Raw genomic sequence first — 12,090 nt, forward strand, 5'->3', positions numbered from 1 at the left:
CGGTGGCCCTCTCCCCCTGACGCGGGCATGTCCGGCGCTGCGGTTACCCTTGAGCGTCCCGTCCGCTCACCCGACCGCAGTGAGGAGTCCGCGTCGTGCGCATCGATCTGCACACCCACTCCACTGCCTCGGACGGTACGGACACCCCCGCCGAGCTGGTGCGGAACGCCGCCGCGGCCGGCCTTGACGTCGTCGCGCTCACCGACCACGACACGGTCGGCGGATACGCGGAGGCGACCCGGGCGCTGCCCGCCGGGCTGACCCTGGTCACCGGCGCCGAGCTGTCCTGCCGTCTGAATGGGGTGAGCCTGCACATGCTGGCGTACCTCTTCGATCCGGCCGAGCCCGAGCTGTCGCGCGAGCGCGAGCTGGTGCGCGACGACCGGGTGCCGCGCGCGAAGGCGATGGTCGGGAAGTTGCGCGAGCTGGGCGTGCCGGTCACCTGGGAGCGGGTCGCCGAGATCGCCGGGGACGGGGCCGTCGGACGGCCGCACATCGCCACCGCGCTCGTCGAACTGGGCGTCGTCGACAGCGTCTCGGACGCCTTCGGCTCCGAGTGGCTTTCCAACGGCGGCCGTGCGTATGTAGAGAAGCACGAGCTGGACCCTTTCGAGGCGATCCGGCTGGTCAAGGGCGCGGGCGGGGTCACCGTCTTCGCGCATCCGCTGGCCGTCAAGCGCGGTCAGTGCGTACCGGAGAGCGCGATCGGCGAGCTGGCCGCCGCCGGGCTCGACGGCATCGAGGTCGACCATATGGACCACGACGAGCCCACGCGCGCGCGGCTGCGCGTCCTCGCCGCCGAGCACGGGCTGCTGCCCACCGGCTCCAGCGACTACCACGGCAGCCGCAAGACCTGCCGGCTCGGTGAGAACACGACCGATCCCGAGATCTACGGCGAGATCGTGCGCCGGGCGACCGGGGCGTTCCCGGTGCCGGGCGCGGGCGGCTGAGCGCACCCCCCGTCCCGCCGTCTCACCCTCCTTCACCTTCACCGTCCTCGCCCCGTACCGCCCGCTCTCCCCTGCAAGGCCATCACCGTGTTCGACCTCGCTGTCTTCGGATCCCTTTTTCTCACCCTTTTTGTCATCATGGACCCGCCGGGCATCACGCCCATCTTTCTGGCGCTGACCTCCGGCCGCCCCGCCAAGGTCCAGCGCCGGATGGCCGGCCAGGCGGCGGCCGTCGCCTTCGGTGTCATCGCCGTCTTCGGGGTCGGCGGTCAGCAGATCCTCGACTATCTGCATGTCTCGGTCCCCGCGCTGATGATCGCGGGCGGGCTGCTGCTTCTCCTCATCGCGCTCGACCTGCTGACCGGCAAGAACGACGAGCCGACCCAGACCAAGGACGTCAATGTCGCCCTCGTACCGCTGGGCATGCCGCTGCTCGCCGGGCCGGGTGCGATCGTCTCGGTGATCCTCGCCGTGCAGCACGCGCACGGGGTCAGCGGTCACCTCTCGGTGTGGTCGGCGATCGCGGCCATGCATGTGGTGCTGTGGCTGACCATGCGCTACTCGCTGCTGATCATTCGCGTGATCAAGGAGGGGGGAGTGGTGCTGGTCACGCGGCTGGCCGGGATGATGCTCTCCGCGCTGGCGGTGCAGCAGATCATCAACGGTGTCATCCAGGTGGTGCAGACCGCCTGACGCGACGCGAAAGCGCCCCCGTACGATCCGTACGGGGGCGCTCCGCGGTGAGCCGGGAGAAGCCTCGCGGCACTACCGGGCTGCGGTATCGGCTGGACGGATGTAGATGCGCTGGCCGATAGCGGCGGCCTGCTGCACGATCCGGTTGACGGAGGCGGCGTCCACAACGGTGCTGTCCACGGCGGTGCCGTCGACGTCGTCAAGGCGCATGATCTCGAAGCGCAAGGCTTCTCCCTTCGTCTGATCCTCCTGAGGAGAACTATGTGTACGGAGCGACCCGGCCGCGCTGCCGTGTGCTCCTGTACCTCTTCAACGAGAGTGTCCCCCGAAAAGATTCCCTACGCTAATGAAATTTTTCGCCAGACTAAGTATCCGCTGGTAGCAGTCCGGTTGTGCCCCTCACACAGCCGCCCGGAGAATGAACCGCGTATGAGTGAAGCCATGCCTCCGGGCCAACCAGATCTCGCCTCGATCGTCGTGGGGATCGAGCGCACCAACGAGCTGCTGCAGCGCGTACTCGCCGAGGTCGCGACCACGCCCTCTACCCACGCGATCTTCGCCGACGCCGGGTACGTCTACGCCGCGGCCGGCCGGCTCGTCGCCGGAACGGAGGATCGCCGGGCCTTCGAGCTCGACGCCGAGGGGCTCATCGAGGCGTTCATCGACAAGGCGCGCACGATCTTCCCAGACAGCAGGCTGCTGCGCGTCTACTGGTTCGACGGCGCCCGGCGCCGTATCCACACCCCGGAGCAGCAGGGCATCGCGGAGCTGCCCGACGTCAAGGTCCGGCTCGGCAACCTCAACGCCAACAACCAGCAGAAGGGCGTCGACTCACTCATCCGCTCCGATCTCGAATCCCTCGCCCGGCACCGCGCCATCGGCGACGCCGTGCTGATCGGCGGGGACGAGGACCTCGTGTCCGCCGTCGAGGCGGCCCAGGGCTACGGGGCGCGCGTGCATCTGTGGGGCATCGAGGCCGTCGACGGACGCAACCAGGCCGAGCCGCTGCTGTGGGAGGTCGACAGCCAGCGCACCTTCGACCTCGACTTCTGCAAGCCGTACGTCACCCGGCGGGCGACGGGCTGCGAGCCGAACGGCGAGACGGCGCTGTGCGGGTCCGCCCCGACCCGGGACGAGGTGCGCTTCGTCGGTGCGCAGATCGCCGCCCAGTGGCTCTCCTCGCGCGGCCGGGAGACCCTCGCGGAGCTGCTTCCGGGCCATCCGTATCTGCCCGGCTCGGTCGACCAGGAGCTGCTGATCGACGCGGAGGGGATGCTGCGGCTCTCGCTGCGCGCCCACGCCGATCTGCGGCGGGCGCTGCGGGACGGCTTCTGGGAGCATCTGCAGGCGCAGTACTGAGCGCTGCTGCCGGAAGGTTTCTGTACGGGCTTTCCGTGAGCCGCTTGCTGCGCGGGGCTTGCGGTGCGGGGCTTTCTGCGCGGGGCCCGAAGGTTTCAGCCGAGGCTCCGCCAGAAGGCGGTCAGCGCCTCGGCCGTGGCCTGCGGCTCCTCGGCGTTGGGGGAGTGCCCGGCGCCCGCGATCACGGTCCGGCGGGCGGACAGCCGCTCGGCCATCTCGTCCATCAGCGCAACCGGCCAGGCGTAGTCCACCTCGCCGGAGAGCACATGCGTCGGCATCCGTACCCCCACCAGCTCCCCGACCCGGTCCGGCTCGCCGTTCAGCTGCCGCCCCGTCGCGATCAGCTGCTCGGGTACGGTGCCGATCCAGCGCTGATGGAGGAACTCCCGTACGTCGGGCGGGCTCGCCTCGTCGGCCGCCTCGGGCGGATCCAGCTCGCGCATCGCCTGCCAGACGGACTCCATGTCCATCACGGTCAGCGCGTCGATCAGCAGCTTGGTCCGGGCCTGCTGCGTGGCCGAGATGGCCGCCGGGCCCGAACTCATGATCGTCAGCGACGCGAAGGCGCCCGGGTCGCGCAGGAGGGCGGCGCGCGCGATCAGTCCGCCGAGCGAGTGACCGAGCAGATGGACGGGGTCCTCGGTCGTGGCGGTGAGCGCGGTGGCCTGCGCGAGCGCGTCCTTGGCCAGCTCGTCCTGCTGGTACGCCGCCTCCTGCCGGGGGCCGGGACTCTCGTACTGCCCCCGGCCGTCGACGGCCACGGCCCGGAAGCCCGCCGCGGCGATCGGCTCCAGCAGCGCGATGAAGTCCTCCTTGCTCCCGGTGAACCCCGGCAGCAGGAGTACGGTCCCGCGCGCGGCCGAAAAGGGCCGCACATCATGCACGGCGAACTCCCCGCGCGCGGTCCTGAGGCGGTGCGCGCGGGCGCCCGCGGGCAGTGTGAGAAACGGCGGCCTGCTCATGGAGATGAGGCTATACAGAGCGCGGGGAACGGAACGTGAACGGCCCGGGGGCCCGATCCGTTCTTTCGCGGATCGGGCCCCCGGGCCGTGAGATGGTGCGCTCAGCCCTCGGGCGTGGCCTCGGGCTGGGCCGCCGCGCGGGTGCGACGGCGGCGGACCGGCTTGGCCTCGCCCTCGGCGGGCGCCTCGGCCGCGGCCGTCTCGGCTGCCTCGGCGGCCTTGGCGCGGGTGCGGCGGCGGGGCTTGGCCGGGGCGGCGTCCGCCGTCTCGGTGCTGCCCTCGGCCGTGCCGACGGCCGCCTCCGCGGCCGCGTCGGCCGTGACGGCGGCCCGGGTGCGGCGGCGGGGCTCGGCGGGGGCCTCAGTGGCTTCCGGCTGTGCCTCGGCGGCTTCGGCCGTCTCGACGGTCTCCGTGGCCTTGGCGCGGGTGCGGCGGCGGGGCTTGGCCGGGGCGGCGTCCGCCGTCTCGGTGCTGCCCTCGGCCGTCTCGACGGCCGCCTCGGCGGCGGTGGCGACCTCGGCCGGGGCCTCGGTGGCCTTGGCGCTGCCGCGGGTGCGCCGGCGACGGGGCTTGGCGGCGGCAGTGGCCTCCGTGGTCTCCGCCTCCGGTTGCGCCGCCTCCGCCGTGTCGACAGCGGCGACGGCCGCCTCGGCCGGCGCCGCGCTGCCACGCGTGCGGCGTCGGCGGCGGGGCTGCCGCGGCGCGGTCGCGCCCTCGGCGGTGTCGGTGGTGCCGGCGGTGGACTCGGCTGCCGTCGCCGCCTCCGGCGCGGTCGCGCCGTCCACGGTCAAGCCGCCGCGGGTGCGGCGCCGCGCCCGGGGGGTGCGGGTACGCGCGGGGCGCTCCTCCGCCGGGGCGGCGGCCTTACGGCCGCGGCCGCCACGGCCTCCGGTCTCGCCCAGGTCCTCGATCTCCTCGGCGGCCAGCCCGGCCCGGGTGCGCTCGGCGCGCGGCAGCACGCCGGTGGTGCCTTCCGGGATGTTCAGCAGCTCGTAGAGGTGTTCGGAGGTGGAGTACGTCTCCTCCGGATCGCTGAACGGCAGGTCCAGCGCCTTGTTGATCAGCTGCCAGCGCGGAATGTCGTCCCAGTCGACCAGGGTGATGGCCGTACCCGACGCGCCCGCGCGGCCCGTACGGCCGATGCGGTGCAGATAGGTCTTCTCGTCCTCGGGCGACTGGTAGTTGATCACATGCGTGACGCCCTCGACATCGATGCCGCGCGCGGCGACATCGGTGCAGACGAGCACGTCGACCTTGCCGTTACGGAAGGCGCGCAGCGCCTGCTCGCGTGCTCCCTGGCCGAGGTCGCCGTGGACCGCGCCGGAGGCGAAGCCGCGGCGGGAGAGCTGATCGGCGATGTCGGCCGCGGTCCGCTTCGTACGGCAGAAGATCATCACGAGGCCCCGGCCCTCGGCCTGGAGCACCCGCGAGACGACCTCCGGCTTGTCCATGGAGTGGGCGCGGAAGACATGCTGGGTGATGTTGGCCACGGTCGCGCCCGCGTCGTCCGGCGAGGTGGCGCTGATATGCGTGGGCTGCGACATGTAGCGGCGGGCCAGGCCGATGACGGCGCCCGGCATGGTGGCCGAGAACAGCATGGTCTGGCGCTTGGCCGGAAGCATGTTGATGATCTTCTCGACGTCGGGCAGGAAGCCCAGGTCGAGCATCTCGTCGGCCTCGTCGAGGACGAGTGCCTTGACGGAGGAGAGCCGCAGCTTCTTCTGGCCCGCCAGGTCGAGGAGCCGGCCCGGGGTGCCGACGACCACGTCGACGCCCTTCTTCAGAGCCTCGACCTGCGGCTCGTACGCACGGCCGCCGTAGATCGACAGGACGCGGACGGCACGGACCTTGCCGGCGGTCAGCAGATCGTTGGTGACCTGCTGGCACAGCTCGCGGGTGGGGACGACCACGAGCGCCTGCGGGGCGTCGGTGAGCTGCTCGGGCTTGGCCCGGCCCGCCTCGACGTCCGCGGCGCAGACGACGCGCTCCAGCAGGGGGAGGCCGAAGCCCAGCGTCTTACCGGTGCCGGTCTTGGCCTGGCCGATGACGTCGGAGCCGGAGAGGGCCACCGGAAGCGTCATCTCTTGGATGGGGAACGGGGACGTGATGCCAACGGCCTCCAGGGCCTCGGCTGTCTCGGGGAGGATCCCGAGTTCTCGGAACGTGGTCAGGATGCTTGCCTCTTCTGTGAGACGCGGCGGGAGGCGGCGAAGGGGGGTCGCACGGCGCCTGGGTGCACTGGCCTAAGGCGGCCGATTCGGCGCGGGACCACTGCCCTCGCTCAAGCGCTCACGCCGCGAGCGGGTCCCTCCTGCCGTGCGCATATAAGGTGCGCGCCGCGCGGAGGGCGGTCGGTTTGGAGCCGATCGGGCCACCGACCGGGCATCCGCATTCGTGGAAGACCCGCCGATACTCGGCGGGCGCAAATACCACTGTACCCCGGAAGTGCGCATCTGTGACCGGGCACCGGATGCGGGGCGTCGCCGGTCGGGGCTGACCAGGGCCTTCCCCGGGGCGCTGAGCGGGCTATTGTGCGGTTCATGGAGACGCCTGACACGCCTGACACGTCGGAGAAAGCCGCCGCCAGCGCCGAGGACCACGCCACGGGGAGCGGCGAGGAGAAGGCCGCGGCGCCCACCGGGATCGCCGCCCAGGACTGGGACCGCGCCGCCGCCGACCCGCAGTACCGGGCGGCCGTGGTGGATCTGCTCGGCGCCCTCGCCTACGGCGAGCTCGCCGCCTTCGAGCGGCTGGCGGAGGACGCCAAGCTGGCGCCCACGCTGGAGGACAAGGCGGAGCTGGCGAAGATGGCGTCTGCCGAGTTCCACCATTTCGAGCGGTTGCGGGACCGGCTGTCGGCGGTCGGCGAGGAGCCGACGGCGGCCATGGAGCCGTTCGCCGCGGCGCTGGACGGGTTCCACCGCCAGACCGCGCCGTCCGACTGGCTGGAGGGCCTGGTCAAGGCGTACGTGGGCGACTCGATCGCCAGCGACTTCTACCGCGAGGTGGCGGCCCGGCTGGACTCCGACACCCGCGGTCTGGTGCTCCAGGTGCTCGACGACACCGGCCACGCGAGCTTCGCGGTCGAGAAGGTGCGCGCCGCGATCGAGGCCGATCCGCGGGTCGGCGGACGGCTGGCGCTGTGGGCGCGGCGGCTGATGGGCGAGGCGCTGTCGCAGGCGCAGCGGGTGGTAGCGGACCGCGACGCCCTGTCCACGATGCTGGTGGGCGGCCTGGCCGACGGCTTCGACCTGGCGGAGGTGGGCCGGATGTTCTCGCGGATCACCGAGGCGCACACCAAGCGGATGGCGGCGCTGGGCCTGGCCGCGTAGAACCGCCCGAGAAGACGGCAGGGCTCCGGCGCCGGTCGCGCCGGAGCCCTGCCGCTTACGCCGGCACCGAGCGCCGGCGGCGGGTCCTGGGGGCCGGGCGGATGAGCAGCGACAGCAGGGCCGCCGCGAAGCCGAGAGCGACGGTCAGCACGGCCACCGCATGGCCGGAGCCCAGCACCGTATGGGCGATCAGGGCGCCGAGGAGCGCCGCGCCGGGGCCGGTGGACAGCACAAGGGGCCGAGCGGGCAGCCTGTGGGGGCGCCAGCGACTGGCGCCGTACGCGACGGCGAGACCGATCAGTACCGAGCCGAGCGCTTCCCAGATGACCATGGCGCGTCCTTCCCGTGAGCGGATCGGAACCGATGCGTGATCACGCGTCGGTCGTGCCCGTCCTACCCGGGCCCACGCGGGGGCAACCCTTTTGGCGGGAGCGGTCCGGGGCTCAGGCAGCGGGGCGCGGCCGCCAACGCGACGGCGGGGCCCGGTGGAGAGTTCCACCGGGCCCCGCCGTTATGCGAGCGGACCGCTCAGAGCGCGCCGAAACCGACCTTGCGGGCGGTCGGCTCACCGAGCTCGACGTACGCGAGCTGGTCGGACGGAACCAGGACCTTGCGGCCGTGGTCGTCCACCAGGGTCAGCACCTGAGCCTTGCCACCGAGCGCGTCAGCCACCGCGCGCTCGACCTCCTCGGCAGACTGCCCGCTCTCCAAGATGATCTCGCGGGGCGCGTGCTGCACGCCGATCTTGACCTCCACGGCTTTGTCCCTCCGACGGTCAGTTGGGTGCGCGGTCAGCCGCGCCGTACGCAGCACACATTAGCCGGGGACGGAGACCGCCAGGGGGCCGCGGGCGCAACGCCCGCAGCGAACACGCCCGCCGGTGCGAACACGCGCCCTCGCGGCCCCGGATGGCGCCGGGGGCTCAGCGCCCGCCTTGACCGCCCTCGGCCCCGTGCAGCGGGAAGCCCGCGATGCCCCGCCAGGCGAGCGAGGTGAGCAACTGCACAGCCGTATCCCGCGGGACCGCGATTCCGCTGGAGAGCCAGTAGCGCGCGACCACCTGGGAGACCCCGCCGAGCCCGACGGCCAGCAGCATCGATTCGTCCTTGGACAGCCCGGTGTCCTCGGCGATCACCTCGCTGATCGCCTCGGCGCACTGGAGCGAGACCCGGTCCACGCGCTCGCGCACGGCGGGTTCATTGGTCAGATCGGACTCGAAGACGAGCCGGAAGGCGCCGCCCTCCTCCTCGACGTACGCGAAGTAGGCGTCCATGGTCGCGGCGACCCGCTGCTTGTTCTCGGTCGTCGAGGCGAGCGCGGTGCGCACCGCCTGCAGCAGGGCCTCGCAGTGCTGGTCGAGCAGGGCCAGATACAGCTCGAGCTTGCCCGGGAAGTGCTGGTAGAGCACGGGCTTGCTGACTCCCGCGCGCTCGGCGATGTCATCCATCGCGGCGGCGTGGTAGCCCTGGGCGACGAAGACTTCCTGGGCGGCGCCCAGGAGCTGATTGCGTCGGGCTCGGCGCGGCAGGCGCGTACCCCGCGGGCGCGCCTCGGTCTGCTCGATGGCTGTCACGCCGCCTCCCAATGAATGTTCCGTGCACGGTGTCCACCGCGCCCGCCATCGTACTTTTGGGTAACAGGGCCGCGCGCGGTCCGTGCGGAGAATTTCACGGACCGGACTCTATGAAAAGCCCACAAAGGGTGCTGGTCACCGGTAGTCCTCCTCATTCTCGTTCACCTCGACGACACGGGCCTGCTCAGCGCGGTCGGCCTCGTTGGCCTCCATCAGCTCATCGCCGGACACCGGCTCATCACGGTGGGGGACCAGCTCGTAGTGCTGTTCGGCGGCGTCCGCCTCGGGGGCCTCGATACTGAATTCGGCGGACTCGTCGATGTTCACCAAGGGGTCCTCGAAGACGTCTTCGACGTCCTTCTCGTAGGGCTCGGGGTGGTTCCGGTCGGCTGACATGTACTCCCCTTCCCAGAGGTGCGATCGCCCCTGTGCCTCCGAGCCTAGGAGAGGTCACTTTCGGACGCTACGCGGTCTGTGAGGGCGAACACACGCTCGTGCGCGTGATCGTCTCGTAACATTGCCGCATGTCTTCGACCGAGCCGCCGGGAGCCCGCATCATTGCCGCGGTGCCCCCCGCGCGGTCCGTGCGGGTCGGGGCCGGCGAAAGACTGCGGACTACCAGTCTGCCCGGTCTCACCATGACCGTGCGTTCGCGCCCGCCGACCGCCCCCGATGTGCCGCCCGCACTGTTCGTCCACGGGCTCGGCGGCTCCTCGCAGAACTGGTCCGCGCTGATGGAGCAGCTCGCCGACCGGGTGGACGGCGAGGCCCTCGACCTGCCCGGCTTCGGCGACTCCCCGCCCCCGGACGACGGCGACTACTCCATCACCGGCCATGCGCGCGCCGTGATCCGCTACCTCGACGCGAGCGGCCGCGGCCCCGTCCATCTCATCGGCAACTCGATGGGCGGCGCGATCACCACGCGCGTCGCGGCGGTGCGGCCCGATCTGGTGCGCACCCTCACCCTGGTCTCGCCCGCACTGCCCGAGCTGCGCCCGCAGCGCGCCGCGGTGCCCACCGGGCTGCTCGCGGTGCCCGGCGTGACCCGGCTCTTCACCCGCATGACCAAGGACTGGGACGCGGAGCGGCGTACCCGCGAAGTGATGATGCTCACCTACGGCGACCCCAGGCGGATCAGCCGGGAGGACTTCGCACTGGCGGTGGAGGAGTTCGAGCGCCGGCTCACGCTGCCGTACTTCTGGGACGCGCTCGCCCGCTCGGCGCGCGGTGTCGTCGACGCGTACACCCTGGGCGGCCAGCACTCCCTGTGGCGGCAGGCCGAGCGCGTGCTCGCGCCGACGCTGCTCGTCTACGGCGGGCGCGACCAATTGGTGTCCATCCGGATGGCGCGGCGGGCGAGCGCCACCTTCCGCGACGCGCGTCTGTTGACGCTGTTGGACGCCGGGCATGTCGCGATGATGGAGTATCCCGAAGCAGTGGCGCGCGGGATGCGCGAGCTGCTCGAGGATGCAGACGGAAGAGATGACCGGGACAGCCGGGAGGCACGGGCCGCCGTAGCGGTGCCCGGCGCGGACGGGAGCGGTGCGGCGCGTGGGTAAGCACAGCGCACGTGGCAGCCGGGAGAACCGGGACGGCCGGTCTGCCACCCCGGGCTCCGGTCCGGGTCCCGATCCCGGTCCGGGTCCCGATTCCGGTCCGGGCTTCGTGGAGTACGTCGCGCCCAGCGGGCCCAATATGGCCGGCGGAGTGCCGGGGACGGGCCGTCGGCGGCGCGGCGGCCAGGGCGCCGCGGATCCCGGTGTGACGCCGCCGCAGGGCATGCCGCGCCTGCCGCACCACCCCGGCACCCCCATGGCGCACACCAGAGGCGGCCACCCCGAGCACCGCGAACCGGGCGGCGGCTGGGGCGTCTTCGGCGGCCAGGCCGCCGGACCGGGCGGTCCCGGCGGCCCGCGGGCGTCCTCCGGCATGCGGACCATGGACGCGCCGCGGCGCCCCACGACGGGCGGCACGGGCGGGGCGGCCGGTCTGATGCCCGGCCCGCGCAAGGAGTACCTCGAGGCGTTCGACAGCCCCGACGCCGTGGACTGCGACGGCGACGACGTCTTCTCCGCCGGTGCGCCGGGAGCGGTGCCGCCGCCACGCCGTGAGAGCCAGGCCGCCACGCGTTCCGACGGCGGCGGCGCGGGCGCCGGCGGGGGCGCCGGTCCGTACGCGGACGGGGACGACCCCGCGGGCAAGGGCGCGCGCGGCGTCGCCAAGGGCGGCAAGGGGCGGACCTTCACCGGTGTCGCCGCCGCGGCCGTGACCACCGTGCTGGCCGTCGTGGTGGCCGGGCAGGTGGCGAGCGGGCCGCAGGACGGCGGCAAGGCGCAGGCCAAGGGCGGCACGGAGCGCGGCGGCGAAGACGTCGGCGCACCTGACGACGGGCGGGCCCCGGCGGCCCGCTCCACGGCCTCGGTGGCCCCCGCCACGTACCAGGCGAAGATGGCGGCCGTGTACCCGCTCGACCCGAAGCTGCGCGGGTCCGGTGCGTTCGCGACCGTGGCCGGGCACGACAAGGCGCCCGGCCGGGGCCAGGTACTGCGCTATCGCGTGGATGTGGAGAAGGGGCTGCCGCTCGACGGCAAGCTGTTCGCCGAGGCCGTGCACAAGACGCTCAACGACGATCGCAGTTGGGGGCACGGCGGCATTCGCACCTTTGAGCGGGTCTCGTCCGGGCATGCCGACTTCGTGATCACTCTCGCGAGCCCCGGAACCACCGCGGTGTGGTGCGGGAAGTCCGGTCTCGACACCACCGAGGACAATGTCTCGTGCGACTCGGCGTCGACCGAGCGCGTCATGATCAACGCCTATCGGTGGGCGCAGGGCGCCAAGACCTTCGGCGACGACAAGATGCACCCCTACCGCCAGATGCTCATCAACCACGAGGTCGGCCACCGGCTCGGGCACAACCACGAGACCTGCAAGAAACAGGGCGCCCTCGCGCCGGTGATGATGCAGCAGACCAAGTTCCTGGCGACCGACGGGGTCGGCTGCCGGCCGAACGCCTGGCCGTACCCCAAGGGCGGATCCGGCAATCCGGCATACCCCTGACGGGTCGTACGGCGCTCGACAACGCCTGAATTCCCAATAGGTCACGGGCTTTCACCCCTTCCGGTGGTGCGACGGACAACCGTCCGTCGCGCTATGGCCATGCGCGCATAACGTGCTCCCGCTGCCTGACGGCGGCCGTCGCCGACGACGGCGGCGGGACGGAC

At 72.3% G+C, this 12,090-nt stretch carries 13 protein-coding genes; 6 read left to right on the forward strand and 7 right to left on the reverse strand.

Features of this window, described 5'->3' with window-relative positions; translation table 11 throughout:
* The first annotated feature begins 95 nt into the window (after nt 1-95).
* Nucleotides 96-950, forward strand: a complete 855-nt coding sequence (locus ABZS71_RS00390) for a PHP domain-containing protein (protein WP_356206230.1) — start codon at nt 96-98, stop codon at nt 948-950.
* Between the two features lie 87 nt (nt 951-1,037).
* A complete protein-coding gene (locus tag ABZS71_RS00395) occupies nt 1,038-1,643 on the forward strand; it encodes a MarC family protein (protein WP_355850940.1) in 606 nt (201 codons plus the stop codon).
* Between the two features lie 72 nt (nt 1,644-1,715).
* On the opposite strand, the gene ABZS71_RS00400 is transcribed toward ABZS71_RS00395, so the two are convergent.
* A complete protein-coding gene (locus tag ABZS71_RS00400; RefSeq protein ID WP_099871903.1) occupies nt 1,716-1,868 on the reverse strand; it encodes a hypothetical protein in 153 nt (50 codons plus the stop codon).
* Between the two features lie 204 nt (nt 1,869-2,072).
* Here ABZS71_RS00400 and ABZS71_RS00405 point away from each other — a divergent pair, with 204 nt between their 5' ends.
* Complete coding sequence (locus ABZS71_RS00405) at nt 2,073-3,002, forward strand: NYN domain-containing protein (protein WP_356206233.1); 930 nt, start codon at nt 2,073-2,075, stop codon at nt 3,000-3,002.
* 95 nt (nt 3,003-3,097) lie between these two features.
* Here the strand turns inward: ABZS71_RS00405 and ABZS71_RS00410 are convergent, their stop codons facing one another.
* On the reverse strand, nt 3,098-3,964 hold the full coding sequence (locus ABZS71_RS00410; protein ID WP_355850932.1) for an alpha/beta hydrolase: 867 nt from the start codon (nt 3,962-3,964) through the stop codon (nt 3,098-3,100).
* Nucleotides 3,965-4,065: 101 nt separating this feature from the next.
* Nucleotides 4,066-6,045, reverse strand: coding sequence for a DEAD/DEAH box helicase (locus ABZS71_RS00415; RefSeq protein WP_356206236.1), 1,980 nt, complete (start codon nt 6,043-6,045; stop codon nt 4,066-4,068).
* A 450-nt stretch (nt 6,046-6,495) separates the two neighbouring features.
* On the opposite strand from ABZS71_RS00415, the gene ABZS71_RS00420 reads away from it, so the two are divergent.
* Nucleotides 6,496-7,296, forward strand: a complete 801-nt coding sequence (locus tag ABZS71_RS00420; protein WP_355858546.1) for a ferritin-like fold-containing protein — start codon at nt 6,496-6,498, stop codon at nt 7,294-7,296.
* Nucleotides 7,297-7,351: 55 nt separating this feature from the next.
* Here ABZS71_RS00420 and ABZS71_RS00425 read toward each other — a convergent pair whose 3' ends face one another.
* The 4 genes from ABZS71_RS00425 to ABZS71_RS00440 all read right to left on the reverse strand — a co-directional run bounded on the left by ABZS71_RS00425 (nt 7,352) and on the right by ABZS71_RS00440 (nt 9,265).
* The gene (locus ABZS71_RS00425; protein ID WP_356206239.1) at nt 7,352-7,627 is read right to left on the reverse strand and encodes a hypothetical protein; all 276 of its coding nucleotides are present in this window, start codon (nt 7,625-7,627) and stop codon (nt 7,352-7,354) included.
* A 197-nt stretch (nt 7,628-7,824) separates the two neighbouring features.
* Nucleotides 7,825-8,052 carry a DUF3107 domain-containing protein gene (locus ABZS71_RS00430; protein ID WP_356206242.1) on the reverse strand — a complete coding sequence of 76 codons (228 nt, stop codon included), beginning with the start codon at nt 8,050-8,052 and terminating at the stop codon, nt 7,825-7,827.
* Nucleotides 8,053-8,218: 166 nt separating this feature from the next.
* A complete protein-coding gene (locus ABZS71_RS00435) occupies nt 8,219-8,869 on the reverse strand; it encodes a TetR/AcrR family transcriptional regulator (RefSeq protein WP_355858534.1) in 651 nt (216 codons plus the stop codon).
* A gap of 135 nt (nt 8,870-9,004) precedes the next feature.
* Entirely contained in the window at nt 9,005-9,265 is a 261-nt protein-coding gene (locus ABZS71_RS00440) for a hypothetical protein (protein ID WP_355858531.1), read from the reverse strand.
* 128 nt (nt 9,266-9,393) lie between these two features.
* Between ABZS71_RS00440 and ABZS71_RS00445 the strand changes: the two genes are divergently transcribed.
* Together ABZS71_RS00445 and ABZS71_RS00450 are read left to right on the forward strand one after the other, a co-directional pair.
* Nucleotides 9,394-10,428: an alpha/beta hydrolase gene (locus tag ABZS71_RS00445; RefSeq protein ID WP_356206245.1), complete on the forward strand. Its 1,035-nt coding sequence runs from the start codon at nt 9,394-9,396 to the stop codon at nt 10,426-10,428.
* 220 nt (nt 10,429-10,648) lie between these two features.
* The gene (locus ABZS71_RS00450) at nt 10,649-11,926 is read left to right on the forward strand and encodes a DUF3152 domain-containing protein (RefSeq protein WP_356206833.1); all 1,278 of its coding nucleotides are present in this window, start codon (nt 10,649-10,651) and stop codon (nt 11,924-11,926) included.
* Nucleotides 11,927-12,090 lie beyond the last annotated feature (164 nt).

It is taken from the genome of Streptomyces sp. NPDC005393, assembly GCF_040606675.1.
GTDB lineage: Bacteria > Actinomycetota > Actinomycetes > Streptomycetales > Streptomycetaceae > Streptomyces.